Genomic DNA, 17,831 nt, shown 5'->3' with positions numbered 1-17,831 from the left:
TTCTCAGAAGCCGAAATCCGAGGGCGGTCCGAAGTTGCGCCCGCGCACACCCGCAGCGTAGGTGCGTGCCCACGATGCCAGCCCACGCAAGTCGCCACGGCGCAGAAAGTACGCCGGATAACCCACGGCGTCGACAACGAACGAGCGTAATCGGCCGTAGCGCCGGGTGAGGTGTCCGCGGTTCCGGAAGTAGTAGAACCGCTTGAAGGGCGTTTCAGGTACGAGCACATGGAGCCTGTCGCCCAGAACGTGCTTCAGTTCCGCCCACCCCGGCGGGTGGCTGAGCGCGACAGTTGTGACTGTGCCGAAAGCGATCCGTGCGCGCCGGAGCCGGAGCATGAAGTCTGTCTCATCTCCACGGATGAAGAGCCGCAGGTCCGGCAGGCCCACACGGAAGAAGACATCGGTACGGATCAATGCGCCGTTGAAGAACTGCCCGATGTCGGGAAGAAATCCGAGCTTCTCAACCTGGCTCCGATCGTGGGTTGTGCGCCCTTGGACGCGGAAGGGGAAGGAGAGACGGGAGGAATCCTCCGGCGCCACGATCAAGGGCAGGACGACGTCGAGGTTCCGCGTGTGCGCGGCTTCCAGGAGACTGCGGAGCACGGTGGTGTCCTCCGGATGTGCGTCATCATCCATGATCCAGATCCAGTCCGCGCCGCTGGCCATCGCGGACAGGATGGCCAGCGAAAACCCACCGGCACCGCCGAGATTACTGTTTGAACGGATGTAATTTACAGGCGCTGCCGAGTGGGCAGCGATCGACGCGACGTCCTGCGTCCCCGAGTCGACGAGAGCCACCGAAACAAGGGGATGGTCCTGGTGTGAGAGCGCCGCCAGAAGTGTCTGCACGTCTCCGGGCCGGTCGAAGGTCACTGCCGCTACAGCCACGGTTTCCTGCAAAACGGTCCTTCCGTAAACTTTCTGCGGCCCTGAGGTGGGCATTGAATTCACGTTGTCCTGCTCAATAAGAGCGCAGACCAGTGGGGCTAGTATTCTCGGGTAGGGAAAGTCTATTACACGGCCCGGGTGCCTTCCGCGCTGGCCGTCGGTGGCGGCTGACCCGACGCTACCTGCCCCCTTCAAAGGAACCATGACACAGACGGATAACCAGAGTTCCGATCCAGGTGAGAATCGGGACGACTCCGCGGCCAGAACGGACAAGCCGGCGCTGTGGCTCTGGTCCCAGTATGCTTTCGATTCGCTTGCCTGGATCGTGGCCATTCTCCTGGCCCTTATCCTGCGTCTGGAGCTGCTTGTAAACCAGGTCAATATTCCTGGCGTGGTGGTGTTCTGCGCCGTGGCGGTCGTGGCCCAGTTGATCATCGGTATGAGTTTCGCCCTTTACCGCGGGCGGTACGCATTCGGGAGCTTCCATGAGGCCAAACTCCTGGTGATCGTGACCGTTATAGTCTCGGTGATCCTGCTGCTGGTAAGCGTCGCACTGGTGACCGTCCTCGAAATTCCCCGCAGTGTGGGCATTATCGCTTTCCCGTTCGCCTGCATGTTCATGGCGTCCACCCGGTACCTGAAACGCATGTACGTGGAGAGCAAGGCCAAGCCGGGCGACGACGCCCAGCGCACCCTCATCTACGGCGCAGGTTTCCTCGGGAAATCCCTTGTCACGCGAATGATGCAGGATCGGGAGTCTCCCTACTTCCCGGTCGGCCTGATTGACGACGATCCCGCGAAGAAGCATCTCAGGCTGGCTACGGTTCCGGTGTTGGGGCGCCTTGAGGACCTCCCTGACATTGCCCATCGAACGCATGCCACGGCGTTGGTAATCGCGTTCTCGGATGTCGAAGCTGCACAGGTGCGCCGCGTATCCGACCTGGTCGCGGGACTCAACATCCGGGTTCTGGTACTGCCACCGCTGAGGGAGATGCTTGCGGGTGGGGGAGAGAATGGGCTGACGGATTTCCGGGAAGTCGCGGTCGAAGACCTTATTGGCAGGCGTCCGGTGGACATCCACGCCGACGAAGTGGCGGGATATATCGCTGGGCGCCGGGTGCTGGTAACGGGGGCGGGCGGCTCGATCGGCTCTGAGTTATGCCGTCAGATCGCCGAGTACGCCCCTGCGGAACTCATCATGCTTGATCGGGATGAGACGGGCCTGCAGTCAACGCAGATATCGCTCACGGGTCGCGGATTGTTGACAGGGAGGGACACTGTCCTCGCCGATATCCGGGAAGCAGAAACACTGCGCAACATCTTCGTGGATCGGAAGCCCGAAGTGGTTTTCCATGCTGCCGCCCTGAAGCATGTCTCACTGCTGGAGCAGTATCCGGAAGAGGCATGGAAGACCAACGTGCTTGGAACCCTCAACGTGCTCCGCGCGGCGGAGGCGGCAGGCGTAAGCAATTTTGTCAATATCTCGACGGACAAGGCGGCTAACCCCACAAGCGTACTCGGGCACTCGAAGCGAGTTGCGGAGAAGCTAACTGCCTGGAACGCACAGTCAGTGGGACGGAAGTATGTCTCCGTGCGGTTTGGCAACGTCATTGGCAGCCGTGGGTCGATGCTCCCCCTGTTCACGGAGCAGATACGGGTGGGTGGTCCCATTACGGTGACGGATCCGGAAGTCACGCGCTTCTTCATGACCATCCCTGAAGCATGCCAGCTTGTGATTCAGGCCGGTGCGATCGGCCGGGGCGGGGAAGTGCTCATCCTCGATATGGGTGAACCGGTGAAGATCCTGGATGTTGCCCAGCGGATGATCGCCATGTCCGGGAAGGACATCGAGATTGTGTTCACAGGGCTCCGAAAAGGGGAAAAGCTCCATGAAGACCTGGTGGGCATCGATGAGGACGATTCCCGCCCGCTCCACCCGAAGATCTCCCACACGCGGGTTGCTGCGCTGGATCCGGGGATGCTCGACCTGCGTGATTGGAAGGTCAAGGGTGGTATCGAGCAGTACTCGGACGGTATGCACCCTCCCACGGAAAAGGGTGCATGATGCTGCTCTGGGCTGTCGTGGGAGCTTCCTTGCTGCTCAGCGTGCTGCTGCCCATCGCGTTGAAGCCGCTGTTGCACAGGCTGGGTGTGCTGGATATCCCCAATGAGCGTTCCTCCCACAACACCGTGGTGATTCGCGGGGTAGGCATCACGGTAGCCCTGGGCATCGCGGCCGGACTTGTGCTCTCCTTGCTGACAGGGCTTGTTCCGGTGGACCGCTCCATCGTGGCAATTGTTCTGGCAATCATTGGGTCTGCGTCCGTTCTCGGCTGGATCGAGGACTACCGGGGGTTGTCCATTCGCGTGCGCGCAGTTCTTCAGTTGGGCATCGGGGCAGTGGGAACGGCGGCACTGAGCTGGACAATCGGCCAGTCCTACTGGTGGATACCGGTCGGCGCGCTGGCTGTCGCGGCGTATGTCAATGCGGCGAACTTCATGGACGGAATAAACGGTATATCCGGTTTGCACGGTGTTCTCGTTGGAGTGTTCTACTCATTCGCGGGTGTCCTCGTGGACCAGTTCTGGCTCACGGTCGCAGGGCTCGTAGTAGCTGCCGCGTTCGCCGGATTTCTACCGTGGAACCTCGGACGGGGCTTTGTTTTCCTGGGCGACGTCGGCAGTTATCTACTCGGTGCCTCCATTGCGGGCATGGCGGTGGCAGGTTTGTTGGCTGGCGTTTACCTTGAGTACCTGTTTGCCCCTGTGCTGATCTATCTGGCTGACACCTTCATTACTTTTCTGAGGCGAGTACAGGGGGGGCAGCGCTGGTACGCCTCGCATCGCGAGCACGTATACCAGCGCCTTACGGATGTTGGTCTGAGCCATGTGCAGGCGGCGCTGGTGGTGACCGTGTGTTCGGCACTGGTGGGTGTGGCGGGCTTCGTCCTGGCGACGGCGTCTGCCCCGCTCGCGATAGCGTGTTCGATATTCGCGGCAGCTGTAGTGGCTCTCTACATCTATTCACCACAGATTCTGGCACGGCGAGGTGGAGCGATCACGACCGCGCGTCGAACTGATTAGGCTAGGCAACCATCGACGCCGGTTGATTTCTATCTGCTGTAGAATTTGATGACACCGATCGATCGCATCGGTATACCTCCCTTTGCTTTACCCTTGTCGATGGACGGACTCGTATGAACACACCAGACGCTTCGCGCGCCGGTGTCTCTGCTGTTTCGGCGTCGGAAGCAACACAGTCTCTCTGGCTGCGTATCCTGGTCCGGTGCCTCATTTCCACGGCCGTTCCACTTGTTGCGGTTGCGGGTACGGCATTCTTCATCGTAGGTCCCAGCGCCGGTATGAGCTCGGTTTTCGGCTGGCTTCTGGTCGCATTGTTCTTCGGCGTGAGCCTTCTCATTGGTCACTTCGCAGGGCGAAGCAATCCGTCTGGTGCACTGGGGCTGTTCGCGGTGACCTATGCAATCAAGGTTGTCGGGTTTGCAGCGGTGCTCTTCTTCGTAGGTGCGCCCAGCTGGCTGGAACGCTCGTGGTTCTTTGGAGCTGCCGTCGGAACTGTCGTCGTTTGGCAGATCGTGGAAATAGCAGTCTTTGCCGGCGCGCGTCACCAGTTGTATGACCATCAGTCGGCTTCGCAAACGGAGGTTGACCGTGCGTGAACAACCGGAGAGCTCAGGCGACCGCAGAAGCGAAGCACCTGACGGCGAGGACGCCCGCGGCCGCTACGGCGACGCCGGCTATAACGCCGGCATGGCGGTTTTCAGCTATATCATTGGCGGGATCCTCGTCTGGAGTTTGATAGGGTGGGGACTGGACAATCTCCTGGGAACGCGATGGCTCGTGCTCGCCGGGGGCCTCTTGGGTGCCGTGGGCGGTTTCTATCTTTCCCACAAGCACAACCTCACCCGCTCCAGCCAAACTGAGTCCGGCTCCCCGCCGGAGGACGGCCGCGGCCCAGCGGAAGGTTCCCAGAGCGATGCCAAATAATTTCATTCGTCGGAGCAGTAACGCTGTGCCCGATCAAACTATGCCCAACGATGGACACTGCAGAGAGGAAACGCGTTGATCGCGCTTGCGCTCCCGGCTCAAACCACCACTGAAGAGGGCTTTGTCGCCCCCACCATTGAGGATGGGCACCACCCGGATATCCTGCCCTGGGGCGACCCCTATGGCGTCTGGTTCGACCCGGGTTTCGGTAAGCAGATGCTGATGATCATCATCTCGGTGGTCCTTATCGGTGCCTTCTTCTATGTCGCATCCCGCAAGGGCCAGTTGGTGCCCGGCAAGGTGCAGTTCCTGGGGGAGTCCGCTTATGGTTTTGTCCGCAACTCCATTGGCAAAGACATCATCGGCGGCCGAGACTACCTGAAGTACGTGCCCTGGCTATTCACCGCCTTCTTCTTCATTCTGGTGAACAACATCTTCGGCGCTGTTCCCATTCTTCAGCTGCCTAGCTTCTCCCACCCAGGCAGCGCCTACGCAATTGCGGCCATCTTCTACATTCTGTGGATTGCGGTCGGACTGAAGAAGCATGGCTTCCGGTACTTCAAGCTGGCTGTCGTCCCATCAGGTGTTCCCTGGCCGATTCTCTTCATCGTCGTGCCGATTGAGATCATCTCGAACTTCCTCGTCCGCCCCGTGACTCACTCCCTCCGTTTGTTCGCGACCATGCTCGCAGGACACCTCATCGTCATGCTGGCCGGCAGTGCAATCGAGTTCATGGCACTTTCCGGAAACGTTCTCCTGCAGGGCACAGGCGTGCTCGTGCTCGGTGGCGCAGTTGCGATGTACATGCTGGAGGCTCTGATCATGGTCCTGCAGGCATACGTGTTCACGCTGCTGGCAGCCATCTACATTGAGGGTGCGCTGCATGCGGACTCCCACTAAGTAATACAAGTCTTCCCCACCGGGGATGATCCCAACCAACCTGCCGCACACCGCGGCATCTTGAAAGGAACACAATGGAAGTACAGGGTAGCCTCAACCTCGTTGGATACGGTCTCTCCGCAATCGGCGGTGGTATCGGTGTGGGCCTGGTCTTCGCCGCGTACATCAACGGAGTTGCTCGTCAGCCTGAGGCCCAGCGTGTGCTGCAGCCGATCGCCTTCCTCGGACTGGCGCTCACCGAAGCTCTAGCCATTCTTGGCCTCGTCTTCGCTTTCGTAATCGGCGCGTAGTCCCGCGCGGATCAGTTCAGGGACTAGTTGTAGAAAGACGGGTGAAACATGGATAACGCAGTAATCATCGGAGCGTCGAACCCGCTCATTCCCAACGTCTGGGAGATTCTGGTAACGGTCGCGGGCTTCGCTGTACTGATGTACATCGTTATCAAGTTCGTCATGCCGGCGTTTGAGAAGACGTTTGCTGAACGGACTGAAGCCATTGAAGGCGGCATCGCCAAGGCTGAGGCAGCACAGGCAGAAGCCAATGCTGCCCGGGAAGAGTACAAGCAGCAGCTTGTCGACGCCCGGACCGAAGCCAACCGTATCCGCGAGGAAGCTCGCGCTGAGGGTGCCCAGATCCTGGCTGAGCTGAAGGAGAAGGCAACCGCAGAGGCGAGCCGCATTTCAGCTCAGGCGGAGGCACAGATCGAAGCCGAGCGGCAGGCAGCTGTTGTCTCCCTTCGGGCAGAGGTCGGCACGCTTGCCACCGAACTAGCCGGCCGCATTGTTGGCGAGTCACTTGCCGATGACGCGCGCTCCGCACGAGTCGTGGATCGTTTCCTCGCTGACCTGGAAGCGCAGTCCGCTACCCAGAGTGCAGGTGTGTCCAAGTAATGGCAGGCGTATCAAGCCAGTCCCTCGTTGAGGCAAGGCATGAACTCGAGTCCCGGCTCAGGGGAGCAACGCTGACCCTGTCCGAGGAGTTGTTCGGAGTGCTCGATGCCCTTGACAGCAACGCCGGACTCCGCCGGGCCCTGACTGATCCCAATCGCGAGGGTAAGGACCGGGTGGCGCTTGTCGACCAGCTGGTCCGCGGGCGCATTTCAGCAGAAGCCGCTGAGATCGTTAAGGATCTTGCCGGTCGCCGCTGGGGAAAGCCCCGTGACTTCGGGGATGCGCTGGAAACTCTTGCCGCAACTGTGGCGATCGCGGTCGCCGAGAACCGGGGACAGGGTCTGGAAGGGCTCGAGGGCCTGGAGAATGATCTCTTCTCCTTCATCCGGGTTGTCGAATCGAACCATGACCTGCAGCGGGCTCTCTCTGAGCCGCAGGCTGATTCCGGCGCCAAGTCGGCACTTGCCCTCAAGCTGGTGCCAACAGCTGGAGACGAAGCCAGGCTGCTGATCCGTCAGGCGGTGCTTTCCCCCCGTGGGCTGAGGCCGTCAGCGCTGGTCAACCGCTTCGTGGAACTTGTTGCACTACGCCAGGAGAGGTGGATTGCCAACGTCAGCGTTACCCGTCCGCTGTCGGATGAGCAGTACGCGCGCCTGGCGTCGGGTCTCAATGGGCTCTACGGCCGCGACCTCAAGGTCAACGTCACTGTGGATCCGTCCCTGGTGGGCGGCGTCCGGGTGAAGGTGGGAGACGAAGTGGTGGATTCTACTGCTGTCACACGCCTTTCCGAACTTCGCCGAATGATGACGGTCTAGCCGCGCACCTTACGGCTTCGTAAGAAGCGCACGCTTCGATACAGACGAAAACAACACCGGTTGCCGCCGAAGACGCGGTGATCACAACACAGGAGAGCAGGGACTGCAGATGGCCGAATTGACCATCAACGCCGAAGACGTCCGTAATGCGTTGAACGAGTTCGCGGCGTCCTACGAACCCGGAAACGCCGAGCGGGTCGAAGTCGGCCGCGTAACTAGCGCAAGTGACGGAATTGCCAGAGTCGAGGGCCTTCCCTCGGTCATGGCGAACGAGCTGCTGCGTTTTGAAGACGGCACGCTGGGCCTCGCCCAGAACCTTGACACCCGCGAAATCGGCGTGGTTGTCCTCGGCGACTACGCGGGCATCGAAGAAGGACAGGAAGTACACCGCACCGGCGAGATTCTCTCCGTGCCCGTCGGTGACGCATTCCTTGGCCGCGTCGTTGATCCGCTGGGACAGCCGATCGATGATCTTGGCGAGATCAAGGCCGAGTCCCGTCGTGCACTTGAGCTTCAGGCTCCGGGCGTTACCCAGCGCAAGTCTGTTCACGAACCGATGCAGACGGGCCTGAAGGCAATCGACGCCATGATCCCGATCGGCCGCGGCCAGCGCCAGCTCATCATCGGTGACCGCCAGACCGGCAAGACAGCCATCGCAGTTGACACCATCATCAACCAGAAGGCCAACTGGGAGTCCGGGGACGTCCAGAAGCAGGTTCGCTGCGTCTACGTCGCAATCGGACAGAAGGCTTCGACAATCGCTGCTGTCCGCCAGACCCTGGAGGAAAAGGGCGCCCTCGAGTACACCACGATCGTGGCGTCCCCGGCATCCGACCCCGCGGGCTTCAAATACCTGGCTCCGTATGCAGGCTCGGCCATCGGCCAGCACTGGATGTACGGCGGCAAGCACGTCCTGATCATTTTCGATGACCTCTCCAAGCAGGCCGAAGCCTACCGCGCCGTTTCGCTGCTGCTGCGCCGTCCGCCGGGACGCGAAGCCTACCCGGGCGACGTCTTCTACCTGCACTCCCGCTTGCTCGAGCGCTGCGCCAAGCTTTCGGACGAACTCGGTGCGGGATCGATGACCGGCCTGCCGATCATCGAAACCAAGGCCAACGACGTCTCGGCTTACATCCCGACCAACGTCATCTCCATCACCGATGGCCAGATCTTCCTGCAGTCGGACCTCTTCAATGCCAACCAGCGCCCCGCCGTCGACGTTGGTGTCTCCGTGTCCCGTGTAGGTGGTGCGGCGCAGGTGAAGTCCATGAAGAAGGTGTCCGGTACGTTGAAGCTGGACCTTGCACAGTACCGCGACATGCAGGCGTTCGCGATGTTCGCATCAGACCTCGACGCCGCGTCACGTCAGCAGCTCACCCGCGGTGCACGGCTCATGGAACTTCTGAAGCAAGGGCAGTACGCACCGTTCCCGGTTGAGGAGCAGGTTGTGTCCATCTGGGCGGGCACCAACGGTTACCTCGACGAAGTTCCGGTTGAGGACATCCGCCGGTTCGAAGGTGAGTTCCTCGAGCACCTGCGCCACAAGTCTTCGGTCCTGACCACCCTGGCCCAGACCAACCAGCTTGAGGACTCGACCGTCGATGAGCTGAAGTCGCACATCGTCGATTTCAAGGAAGGCTTCTTCGGTCGGGGCCATGACGGTCCCACCGCAGGCCACGAGGAGCACAGCGCTCTCGCCGAGGACTCTGTCGACCAGGAAAAGATCGTCAAGCAGAAGCGCTAACGGCCTTCCGGTGTCCGCACGCGAGTGCGGGCACCAGAGCCCCAGCAGTAGCTCCTTAGGGGGACTACGAAGGAAAGGACAAGTATGGGAGCCCAGATCCGGGTCTACCGCCAGAAGATCGTGTCGACCACGTCGATGCGCAAGATCTTCAAGGCGATGGAGCTGATCGCCACCTCTCGCATTGGTAAGGCGCGCGCACGTGTATCGTCCTCGCTTCCCTACGCCAATGCAATCACCCGAGCCGTTTCTGCAGTGGCATCGCAGTCCGAGATCGATCACCCGCTCACCACGGAACCGGAGCAGATCCGCCGTGCGGCGGTCCTGATCATGACCTCGGACCGTGGTCTGGCCGGTTCGTACTCGGCTACGGTGCTCAAGCAGGCCGAGTCCCTGATGGAACTGCTGCGTGAAGAGGGCAAAGAGGTCAAGCCCTACCTGGTCGGCAGGAAGGCGCAGGCTTACTTCGACTTCCGCGGCCGGCCGTACGAACAGGTCTGGACGGGCGGTACCGACGCTCCGGAGTTTGAGACGGCACGGGAAATCGGTCGCGTTCTGCTCGAGCAGTTCAACACCGACTACGACGACGGCGGCGTTGACGAGATCCACGTCGTGTACACACGCTTCCGATCCATGGTCACCCAGGAACCAACCGTCATCCGGTTGCTGCCGCTTGAGGTTGTCGAGGAAGAGGCGGCGACGGAGTCAGACCTGCTGCCGCTGTATGAGTACGAGCCGGAGCCTGAGAGGGTTCTCGATGCTTTGCTTCCGCGGTACATCGAGTCACGCATCTTTGCGGCACTGCTCCAGGCCGCTGCGAGTGAGCTCGCGGCGCGGCAACGGGCGATGAAGTCCGCTGGAGACAATGCAACCGAGCTCATCAAGAAGTACACGCGCCTTCGCAACACCGCCCGCCAGGCGGAAATCACGCAGGAGCTGTCCGAGATCGTTGCCGGAGCTGACGCGCTCAACGCGTCCTAACCGGCCTGGGTCTCACGGCTCGGCACGAAGCTGTTTCCAGCGATACAGGTTCGTGCCACGCACTACCATTAGCACCACGCCATCTACCGAATGAAGTGAGAGAGATGACTGCCCAGACTGTTGAGAACAGTACGGACTCAGTTGCCCCCGGAGCCACTGGCCGGATTGCCCGTGTCATCGGCCCGGTTGTCGACGTTGAGTTCCCGGCTGACGCAATTCCCGCGATCTACAACGCGCTGACCACTGAGATCACTCTCAACGGCCAGACGCACACCATCACTTTCGAGACCTCGCAGCACCTGGGCGACAACCTGGTCCGCGCTATCTCCCTGCAGGCAACCGACGGCCTTGTCCGCGGAACCATCGTCCAGGACACCGGAGAAGCAATCTCCGTGCCTGTCGGCGACGGTGTGAAGGGACACATCTTCAACGTGCTGGGCAAGCCCCTGGACGTAGAGGAATCAGCACTCGAGATCACCGAGCGCTGGCCGATCCACCGCAAGGCTCCTTCCTTCGCCTCCCTTGAGGGTTCGACGGAAATGCTTGAGACCGGAATCAAAAGCATCGACCTCCTTACCCCTTACATCAAGGGTGGAAAGATCGGCCTGTTCGGTGGCGCCGGCGTTGGCAAGACGGTTCTGATCCAGGAAATGATCACCCGTGTGGCCCGTAACTTCGGTGGTACCTCGGTATTCGCCGGTGTTGGAGAGCGTACTCGTGAGGGTAACGATCTTTGGGTTGAGATGGAGGAAGCCGGGGTTCTGAAGGACACCGCGCTTGTGTTCGGCCAGATGGACGAGCCGCCGGGAACGCGTCTTCGCGTGGCGCTGTCGGCCCTTACGATGGCGGAGTACTTCCGCGATGTGCAGAAGCAGGATGTGCTGTTGTTCATTGACAACATCTTCCGCTTCACACAGGCAGGGTCCGAGGTGTCGACGCTGCTTGGCCGTATGCCCTCCGCCGTGGGCTACCAACCCAACCTTGCCGATGAGATGGGCCTGCTGCAGGAGCGCATCACCTCGACTAAGGGTCACTCGATCACCTCGATGCAGGCGATCTACGTCCCTGCTGACGACTACACCGACCCGGCTCCGGCAACAACCTTCGCGCACCTGGACGCGACCACGGAGCTCTCGCGTGAGATCGCTTCGCGTGGTCTGTACCCGGCAATCGACCCGCTCACGTCGACCTCGCGCATCCTCGATCCGCAGTACATCGGCCACGATCACTACAACACCGCCGTGCGCGTGAAGCAGATCCTGCAGAAGAACAAGGAACTGCAGGACATCATCGCGATCCTGGGTGTTGACGAGTTGTCCGAAGAGGACAAGATCGTTGTCTCGCGGGCCCGCCGCATCCAGCAGTTCCTGTCGCAGAACACCTACACGGCAAAGCAGTTCACCGGTGTTGAAGGTTCGACCGTCAGTATCAAGGACACCATCGAGGGCTTCACGGCGATTTGCAACGGCGACCTCGACCACATTGCCGAGCAGGCGTTCTTCAACATCGGCGGTCTCGATGATGTCGAGCGGAACTGGGCGCGCATCCAAGAGCAGAGCGGAAAGTAAGGCCCCATGGCTGAGCTCGAAGTTGAAATCGTGGCAGCGGACCACTTCGTGTGGTCCGGTGCAGCGAGCATGGTCAAGGCCCGTACGGCCGACGGTGAGATCGGGATCCTTCCCGGGCATTCCCCCGTGCTTGCGATCCTCGCCGAGGGCGAGCTCGCAATCCAGCCGGTATCCGGTGAGCGTGTAACCGTTGGCGTAGACGGCGGGTTCTTCTCGGTCGACAGCAATCGAGTGGTGATAGTCGCCGACAATGCCAGGATTGGCGGCGCCGTAACCGCAGACGCGAAGTAGCAGTATCGCGATGAACGGCATCAGTATCGCGTTCATCACCCTCGCGGTGCTCTTTGCCCTGATCGTGCTTCTCATCGGTGCCTTCTGCCTGCGCCGCTATCAGCTACGAAGCGCACTCGGAACCTTCGACGCCTCCATCTGCCTCCCGCCCGCGGGATGGCGGATGGGGGTTTGTCGTTATACGGACATGCACCTTGAGTGGCTGCGCCTGATGTCACTCAGTCCGAGACCCCGTCACCGCTACCTGAGAAGCTCTATTGAACTCAAAGGGTGGCGTCAACCGACGGAAGCGGAAAAGTCCAGGATTCAACCTGGGGCGATCGTGGTCACGCTCACCTATGAGGGCGAGGAATTGTTACTGGCGATGAAGTTTGACGTTTACGCTGGACTTTCGTCCTGGCTGGAAGCCGGCCCCGTCATAGGGATCGGTACGTGGCGTTGAAGTCTTGAGGATGCCGAACTCTTGAGGATTCGGCACGGCAATAGGCAGGGCCCCTGCGTGAGCGGGGGCCCTGCCTATTGCATTGAAGAAACCGGATTAGAGTGCAGTCACTCCAGTAGCCTGCGGGCCCTTGGCGCCCTGCCCGATTTCGAACTGGACGCGCTGGTTCTCATCCAGCGTGCGAAATCCACCCGTCTGGATCTCGGAGTAGTGAACAAAAACATCGCCCTCAGAGTCGTCCGGCGTGATAAAGCCGAAGCCCTTCTCAGCGTTGAACCACTTGACGGTTCCCTGTGCCATCTATATTTCTCCTCATAATGAAACATTCTTGGCCGGCACACCGCGTGCCGCCCGGGAGTTACTCCGCGGGAATTCCGTCCTGGCCAAGTGAACCTTGTCATTCGGGGAGCTCCACGCTCGCAACTTGTCTTGCGAGCATGAAAAACACGTACACAAAGACTGCAATAAGCATCACATAGGGCCATGGACTGGTCAACGGAGAATCAGAGGATTAAACGAATTGTTAAGGACAAGTTCGAATAGTTAGTCATTCGACAATTATGTAACCGGTTCAATCCATTGTCCGTGGCGCATCACGGATTGCAGCCCGAGTTCCGGGGTGGTGATGACCAGGTCCGCGCGAAGCCCTTTCCGCAGGGCTCCAAGCTCATCGGAAAGACCGAGAATACCGGCGGGCACGGAGGTAGCTGAGTGTACGGCCCCGGCTAGCTCGACGCCGGCCCGGACCGTCCTGCGCACTATATCGAGCAGGGTGGCTGTCCCGCCGGCGAGGCTGCCGGTCCTGTCCAGCGTCACGACCCCGTCGCTGACCGTGACGGGGGAGGGGCCGAGCTCATACTTTCCGTCCGGCAGCCCGGTTGCGGCCATCGAATCGGTGACCAGACAGACATTGTCCGCTCCCACTAGCCCGAACACTGACCGAACAGTATCCGGCGCCAAATGGTGATTGTCAGCGATCAATTCGACAACGGCGTTACCTGCCGCTGCGGTCTGCAGGCAGACCAGTGCCGGGCCGGGCGAGCGGTGATGGATCGGAGGCATTCCGTTGAACAGATGAGTGACGGTTGGCCGGCCATTGAGTCCCGCTGACGCCATCCTCTGATGAGCGAGGGCCAGCGAGGACGCAGCCGTGGCCGAGTCGGAGTCGGTGTGACCGAGCGAAGGCGTGACTCCGTGACTGGCCAGCAGTTCGATGAGCTCATCGGCCCCGGGGCGTTCGGGCGCGTAGGTCATCGTCTTGAGCCGGCCCTGTGCCGCCTCGAGCAACCGCAGTACATCGACAGCGTTAGGGTCGAGAATGTAATCAGGATTCTGGGCGCCGCAACGGGCCTCGGAAACAAACGGTCCCTCCGCATGAATTCCTGCGATAACACCAGTCTCAGCAAGCGTGGCGAGCTTGGCGAACGCGGCTTCTATCTCGTCGAGCGGTGCTGTCATTGTGCTGGCGAGCAGCGTTGTGGTGCCACTGGCGTGAAGGAACTCGACCGCCGCGCGGCACTCCTCCACAGAGGCTGCTGAAAAGTCCGAGCCAAACGCCCCATGGCAGTGAACGTCGACAAGTCCGGGAAGGATCAGGCTTTCGGGCGAAACATCGGGAACCAGCGAGGCATCAGACGCAGGCCGGTATTCCCCAGCAGGACCGGCGTACGTAATCCGGCCGTTCGCGAAGGCGAGGACGCCGTCGTCGACAATGGTCCTGTCCTGCACCAGTCGTGCCCGGACATACTCCTCCACCCCAGCGATTTCTGTCATCTGCCGATTCTATGTGCCGCTGCACCGGCACAACGGTGCCACGTCCCGGCGTGACGTCAGAAGAGGCGCGAATCGACGTCGTCGACCCCGCGCATCGCGAATCGACGTCGTCGACCCCGCGCATCGCGTCATAGTCGAGGGTAAGACAGTCGATTCCGCGGTCCTGGGCAAGAACCCGCGCCTGCGGCTTAATCTGCTGTGCCGCGTAGACACCTTTCACCGGCGCCATCAGCGGATCCCGGTTCAGCAGTTCGAGGTAACGCGTCAACTGTTCCACGCCGTCGATGTCGCCGCGGCGCTTGAGCTCGATGGCGACGGTTCGTCCGTGACCGTCCCTGGCGAGGATGTCGACCGGACCGATCGCCGTCATGTACTCCCTGCGGATCAGCGAGTAGCCGTCCCCGAGGAGAGTGATCTGCTCTGCGAGCAGCCTCTGTAGATCGGCCTCCACTCCGTCCTTGACCAGGCCCGGGTCCACGCCCAGGTCATGGGAGCTCTCGTGCATGAGTTCATGGATGCTGATGACCAATCGATCATCGCTTTTGGCGTGCTGAACGTTCCACGTCTGCATCACTCCGAGCTCAGCGTCTTCCGGCGCAGGTTCGATGATCCGCAGGGTTGCAGGCGGACTCATCCAGTTCAGGGGTTTATAGGAGCCGCCGTCGGAATGGACCAGCACCGAACCGTCGGCCTTCACCAGCAGGAGCCGGGTGGCGAGCGGAAGATGGGCTCGAAGGCGTCCGATGTAATCGACGGAACAGCGGGCAATGACTAAACGCACCCCACGCACTTTACCGGCCCGGAGGCCATTTTCGGTTCAGGAGCACCGCGGTGCAGACTAAAGGCATGCCCCGATCCAATCAGCCCCGGAAGTCGCGGGGCCAACCCCGTCGCAAATGGGGCGAGGCGCCCGAACTGGACCTGGAACGCGCACGTGGCGGCCTTCCGACGAGGGAGAGCGGTCCGGATGGGGTCTGGTCGGTACGGCGGATCACTGAACGCAATGCGGCGAAGCATTATCTGTGCCCGGGGTGCCACCGCGATATCCCGCCCGGAGTAGCCCACCTCGTGGCGTGGCAGGAAGACTCACTGTTCGGCGCCGAAAGCGCGCTAGCCGATCGGCGGCACTGGCACGTGACCTGCTGGAGGACGCGACGGTCCGGCTGACGTTGCGCCGGTATGCCCTGCGCATGCGCTCGGTAGACTGTTCCCGATGACCAGCACAGCCCCCGCATACGAGTACGCCGACAGCGCCGAACCGACCCAGATCCGGGCGGGCACAGTTCTCCCCGCCTCACGCCGGAACATCGAGCTCACTACGGCCGATGGACGCCGGCTCGTCGGTGAATTCGCTGCTCCGGAGGGCAGGACGCCGACGGCGACGCTCGTGACCCTGCATCCCCTACCGACCGCTGGTGGGTTCATGGACTCGCATGTGTACCGCAAGGCGTCTTTCCGGCTGCCCGCGTTGGCTGATATTGCCGTCCTGCGCTTCAACACGCGGGGTACCTGTTCGCCACGCGGGTGCAGCGAGGGCGAGTTCGACGGCGGCGGCGCCGAACACCACGACCTCGAAGCCGCCGTGCGGTGGGTGGTCGAAGAGGGGCTGACCAATGTCTGGCTGGTCGGCTGGAGTTTCGGCACCGAGTTGTGCCTGAAGTATGGAGCGCGGGAACCGGTCGCCGAATACATTGAGGGCGCGGTCCTGCTTTCGCCCCCGCTACACCGTGCGGACGAGGCGGACCTCGACTCCTGGGCCGCCGCGGGGTTGCCGCTGCGCGTCCTCGTACCGGAACACGACGACTACCTGCAGCCCGAGGAAGCGGCACAGCGCTTTTCGCGCGTGCCGCAGGCGGAGGTGATCGGCGTCGACGGCGCCAAGCATTTATGGGTGGGGGAAAAGTACGTGAGCCGTGTGCTGGAGGAAATTGCCGGCGTCGTTCTCGGCAAGCCCATCACTCTGCCGAACGAATGGAACGGCCCGACGGCGCGCGCCCAAGACTAACGGGCGAGGGTCCCGGGCCGAGCGAAGCGAGGTTTGGGAGCCCGGTAGTCGCTAACGGGCGAGGGTCCCGGGCCGAGCGAAGCGAGGTTTGGGAGCCCGGTAGTCGCTAACGGGCGAGCGCTGGATCGGCGCGTCGACGGACGAGCTACTGGCTGTCCTGACGCGCGATGAAGACTTCCTTCAGGAGCAGCATCACGGCAGCGGCTGTCGGGATGGCTATCAGTGCCCCGAGCACCCCAAGGAGCGTCCCGCCTGCAATCACGGCGATCACAGCCACTGCACCGGGGACGGCAACGGCTTTCTGCATGATGCGCGGCGAAATGAAGTACGCCTCGAGCTGCAGGTACGCCACGTACATCACCGCGAAGAGCACCGCCGTCTGCCATCCCGCTGTGAGCGCCACCAGGCTCACGAGGACGGCGGCAATCAGCGCACCGACGAGCGGAATGAAGGCGAGCATCGCCACCACGAAGGCCAGCAGGACCGAGAAGGGAACCTGCGCGATCGTCATGAAGATGAACGCGAAGGTCGCGTTCAAAAGCGCTACGCACGCCTGTCCGATGACGTAATTGCCCACGCTGCGGGTTATCTCCTCCGAGAGCCGCTCAACCCGCGGACGGCGGGAACGCGGCGCGAGCCGGTAGGCCCACTTCTTCATTCCCGGCAGGGAAGCGAGGAAGTAGAGGGTCAGCACGAGGATGATGAGCACGCCGAACAGGCTGTTGAGGATGACCGTGCCGACCCCGAGCACGCCGCCGAAGATGCCACCCACGGCCTCCGAGTTCGCGAAGAACCGGTTGACCTCCTCCGTAACGCGCTCGCGCACCTCGAATTGTTGATCGATGTTGCGGAAGAACTCGGAATTGAGGAAGTCACGAATGTACCCGGGTGCCCGCTCGACCAGTTGGGTGGTCTGGGAGACGATCGTCGGAATCAGGGTGGCGAAGAAAGCCGCAATGATGCCCGCGAGCAGCAGCAGCGCGACGGTGATCCCGGCAGGACGGGGAACATGGCGTTTCTCCAGCCACCGCACAATGGGGTCCAGGCCGAGCGCGATGAACAGCGCAGCCCCGATCCAGACGAGCAATTGTCCGACGTTCGTGATCATGAAGTACGCCAGGAGCGCCAGGCCCGCACCGACGCTGGCCATGAAGCCGAAGTGGATGGGGTGCTGGCGCATTGAACGCGGTTGCGCTCCACCGAACTTCAGCCGGTCATCGCTGATACTTACCGATTCGTCAACCGGAACGTCACCGTTGCGTTCTGGCGGGAACTCGAACCTGGGGCGGGGTTGGGCAACGGGAACAACGCGGCGAAGACGTGCCATAGCGAAGCCGAGGCCCCGCTTGCGCACCTCGACCCGGGGCGCGGCAACGCTGGCTTCGGACGAGTCCGTCGCCTGGTTCACCGACGACGCCGGACGGGGCAGAGGCTCACCGATCGGCACCTCTTTGTGTTCGCTCACCCTGTGATTCCGCTTTCGCTCGCGTAATGGTGCGCGCGGCACCGGTTCCATGACTAGCGAA

The 17,831-nt window shown here is 61.6% G+C and carries 19 protein-coding genes and 1 pseudogene; 15 read left to right on the top strand and 5 right to left on the bottom strand.

The genetic code is table 11. From position 1 onward, the window contains the following. Nucleotides 1-3: 3 nt before the first annotated feature. Nucleotides 4-903, bottom strand: a complete 900-nt coding sequence (locus tag BJ994_RS09545; RefSeq protein WP_167993631.1) for a glycosyltransferase — start codon at nucleotides 901-903, stop codon at nucleotides 4-6. A gap of 190 nt (nucleotides 904-1,093) precedes the next feature. On the opposite strand from BJ994_RS09545, the gene BJ994_RS09540 reads away from it, so the two are divergent. From BJ994_RS09540 to BJ994_RS09480, 13 genes are all read left to right on the top strand, one after another. Further along, on the top strand, nucleotides 1,094-2,956 hold the full coding sequence (locus tag BJ994_RS09540) for a polysaccharide biosynthesis protein (protein WP_167993630.1): 1,863 nt from the start codon (nucleotides 1,094-1,096) through the stop codon (nucleotides 2,954-2,956). After that, the gene (locus tag BJ994_RS09535) at nucleotides 2,953-3,975 is read left to right on the top strand and encodes an MraY family glycosyltransferase (RefSeq protein WP_245192280.1); all 1,023 of its coding nucleotides are present in this window, start codon (nucleotides 2,953-2,955) and stop codon (nucleotides 3,973-3,975) included. The genes BJ994_RS09540 and BJ994_RS09535 overlap by 4 nt, the downstream gene beginning before the upstream one ends. 113 nt (nucleotides 3,976-4,088) lie before the next feature. After that, nucleotides 4,089-4,571, top strand: a complete 483-nt coding sequence (locus BJ994_RS09530; protein WP_167993629.1) for a hypothetical protein — start codon at nucleotides 4,089-4,091, stop codon at nucleotides 4,569-4,571. Beyond that, a complete protein-coding gene (locus tag BJ994_RS09525) occupies nucleotides 4,564-4,899 on the top strand; it encodes a hypothetical protein (protein ID WP_342450338.1) in 336 nt (111 codons plus the stop codon). The genes BJ994_RS09530 and BJ994_RS09525 overlap by 8 nt, the downstream gene beginning before the upstream one ends. Before the next feature lie 75 nt (nucleotides 4,900-4,974). Next, complete coding sequence (gene atpB / locus BJ994_RS09520) at nucleotides 4,975-5,799, top strand: F0F1 ATP synthase subunit A (protein WP_167993628.1); 825 nt, start codon at nucleotides 4,975-4,977, stop codon at nucleotides 5,797-5,799. A 74-nt stretch (nucleotides 5,800-5,873) separates the two neighbouring features. Then, complete coding sequence (locus tag BJ994_RS09515) at nucleotides 5,874-6,089, top strand: ATP synthase F0 subunit C (protein WP_019481292.1); 216 nt, start codon at nucleotides 5,874-5,876, stop codon at nucleotides 6,087-6,089. Nucleotides 6,090-6,137: 48 nt separating this feature from the next. Beyond that, complete coding sequence (locus BJ994_RS09510; RefSeq protein WP_167993626.1) at nucleotides 6,138-6,689, top strand: F0F1 ATP synthase subunit B; 552 nt, start codon at nucleotides 6,138-6,140, stop codon at nucleotides 6,687-6,689. Further along, the gene (locus BJ994_RS09505) at nucleotides 6,689-7,504 is read left to right on the top strand and encodes a F0F1 ATP synthase subunit delta (RefSeq protein ID WP_167993624.1); all 816 of its coding nucleotides are present in this window, start codon (nucleotides 6,689-6,691) and stop codon (nucleotides 7,502-7,504) included. The genes BJ994_RS09510 and BJ994_RS09505 overlap by 1 nt, the downstream gene beginning before the upstream one ends. A 109-nt stretch (nucleotides 7,505-7,613) precedes the next feature. After that, nucleotides 7,614-9,248, top strand: a complete 1,635-nt coding sequence (atpA, locus tag BJ994_RS09500) for a F0F1 ATP synthase subunit alpha (RefSeq protein WP_167993623.1) — start codon at nucleotides 7,614-7,616, stop codon at nucleotides 9,246-9,248. An 84-nt stretch (nucleotides 9,249-9,332) separates the two neighbouring features. Then, nucleotides 9,333-10,226 (top strand): F0F1 ATP synthase subunit gamma, encoded by an 894-nt coding sequence (locus BJ994_RS09495; RefSeq protein WP_167993622.1) that lies wholly within the window; start codon nucleotides 9,333-9,335, stop codon nucleotides 10,224-10,226. 104 nt (nucleotides 10,227-10,330) lie between these two features. Next, complete coding sequence (gene atpD, locus BJ994_RS09490; RefSeq protein ID WP_167993621.1) at nucleotides 10,331-11,794, top strand: F0F1 ATP synthase subunit beta; 1,464 nt, start codon at nucleotides 10,331-10,333, stop codon at nucleotides 11,792-11,794. Nucleotides 11,795-11,800: 6 nt separating this feature from the next. Further along, nucleotides 11,801-12,085, top strand: coding sequence for a F0F1 ATP synthase subunit epsilon (locus BJ994_RS09485; RefSeq protein WP_167993620.1), 285 nt, complete (start codon nucleotides 11,801-11,803; stop codon nucleotides 12,083-12,085). Between the two features lie 10 nt (nucleotides 12,086-12,095). Further along, on the top strand, nucleotides 12,096-12,527 hold the full coding sequence (locus BJ994_RS09480; RefSeq protein ID WP_167993619.1) for a DUF2550 domain-containing protein: 432 nt from the start codon (nucleotides 12,096-12,098) through the stop codon (nucleotides 12,525-12,527). Between the two features lie 96 nt (nucleotides 12,528-12,623). On the opposite strand, the gene BJ994_RS09475 is transcribed toward BJ994_RS09480, so the two are convergent. The 3 genes and pseudogenes from BJ994_RS09475 to nucS all read right to left on the bottom strand — a co-directional run. Beyond that, a complete protein-coding gene (locus tag BJ994_RS09475; protein WP_026545871.1) occupies nucleotides 12,624-12,827 on the bottom strand; it encodes a cold-shock protein in 204 nt (67 codons plus the stop codon). Between the two features lie 258 nt (nucleotides 12,828-13,085). Further along, nucleotides 13,086-14,300, bottom strand: a complete 1,215-nt coding sequence (locus tag BJ994_RS09470; RefSeq protein ID WP_167993618.1) for an N-acetylglucosamine-6-phosphate deacetylase — start codon at nucleotides 14,298-14,300, stop codon at nucleotides 13,086-13,088. 94 nt (nucleotides 14,301-14,394) lie between these two features. After that, nucleotides 14,395-15,081, bottom strand: a pseudogene (nucS, locus tag BJ994_RS09465) (endonuclease NucS); the annotation flags it as partial. A 65-nt stretch (nucleotides 15,082-15,146) separates the two neighbouring features. Between nucS and BJ994_RS09460 the strand changes: the two are divergent. Together BJ994_RS09460 and BJ994_RS09455 are read left to right on the top strand one after the other, a co-directional pair. Next, nucleotides 15,147-15,467 carry a hypothetical protein gene (locus tag BJ994_RS09460; RefSeq protein ID WP_167993617.1) on the top strand — a complete coding sequence of 107 codons (321 nt, stop codon included), beginning with the start codon at nucleotides 15,147-15,149 and terminating at the stop codon, nucleotides 15,465-15,467. A gap of 46 nt (nucleotides 15,468-15,513) precedes the next feature. Continuing rightward, nucleotides 15,514-16,305 (top strand): alpha/beta hydrolase, encoded by a 792-nt coding sequence (locus BJ994_RS09455; RefSeq protein ID WP_167993616.1) that lies wholly within the window; start codon nucleotides 15,514-15,516, stop codon nucleotides 16,303-16,305. A gap of 145 nt (nucleotides 16,306-16,450) precedes the next feature. Here the strand turns inward: BJ994_RS09455 and BJ994_RS09450 are convergent, their stop codons facing one another. Further along, nucleotides 16,451-17,770, bottom strand: coding sequence for an AI-2E family transporter (locus tag BJ994_RS09450; RefSeq protein WP_425339377.1), 1,320 nt, complete (start codon nucleotides 17,768-17,770; stop codon nucleotides 16,451-16,453). Between the last annotated feature and the right edge of the window lie 61 nt (nucleotides 17,771-17,831).

Source organism: Arthrobacter pigmenti (genome assembly GCF_011927905.1).
Classification (GTDB): Bacteria; Actinomycetota; Actinomycetes; order Actinomycetales; family Micrococcaceae; genus Arthrobacter_D; species Arthrobacter_D pigmenti.
The sequence above is the reverse complement of the archived record's forward strand: the minus strand, read 5'-3'. Positions and strand labels throughout refer to the sequence as shown.

Coding starts and splice junctions, on each gene's coding strand:
- BJ994_RS09535 (WP_245192280.1), top strand. CDS start 2,953: ATGATGCTGCTCTGGGCTGTCGTGGGAGCTTCCTTGCTGCTCAGCGTG.
- BJ994_RS09475 (WP_026545871.1), bottom strand. CDS start 12,827: ATGGCACAGGGAACCGTCAAGTGGTTCAACGCTGAGAAGGGCTTCGGC.
- atpA (WP_167993623.1), top strand. CDS start 7,614: ATGGCCGAATTGACCATCAACGCCGAAGACGTCCGTAATGCGTTGAAC.
- BJ994_RS09505 (WP_167993624.1), top strand. CDS start 6,689: ATGGCAGGCGTATCAAGCCAGTCCCTCGTTGAGGCAAGGCATGAACTC.
- BJ994_RS09470 (WP_167993618.1), bottom strand. CDS start 14,300: ATGACAGAAATCGCTGGGGTGGAGGAGTATGTCCGGGCACGACTGGTG.
- BJ994_RS09495 (WP_167993622.1), top strand. CDS start 9,333: ATGGGAGCCCAGATCCGGGTCTACCGCCAGAAGATCGTGTCGACCACG.
- atpD (WP_167993621.1), top strand. CDS start 10,331: ATGACTGCCCAGACTGTTGAGAACAGTACGGACTCAGTTGCCCCCGGA.
- BJ994_RS09485 (WP_167993620.1), top strand. CDS start 11,801: ATGGCTGAGCTCGAAGTTGAAATCGTGGCAGCGGACCACTTCGTGTGG.
- BJ994_RS09530 (WP_167993629.1), top strand. CDS start 4,089: ATGAACACACCAGACGCTTCGCGCGCCGGTGTCTCTGCTGTTTCGGCG.
- BJ994_RS09510 (WP_167993626.1), top strand. CDS start 6,138: ATGGATAACGCAGTAATCATCGGAGCGTCGAACCCGCTCATTCCCAAC.
- BJ994_RS09480 (WP_167993619.1), top strand. CDS start 12,096: ATGAACGGCATCAGTATCGCGTTCATCACCCTCGCGGTGCTCTTTGCC.
- BJ994_RS09540 (WP_167993630.1), top strand. CDS start 1,094: ATGACACAGACGGATAACCAGAGTTCCGATCCAGGTGAGAATCGGGAC.
- BJ994_RS09455 (WP_167993616.1), top strand. CDS start 15,514: ATGACCAGCACAGCCCCCGCATACGAGTACGCCGACAGCGCCGAACCG.
- BJ994_RS09515 (WP_019481292.1), top strand. CDS start 5,874: ATGGAAGTACAGGGTAGCCTCAACCTCGTTGGATACGGTCTCTCCGCA.
- BJ994_RS09460 (WP_167993617.1), top strand. CDS start 15,147: ATGCCCCGATCCAATCAGCCCCGGAAGTCGCGGGGCCAACCCCGTCGC.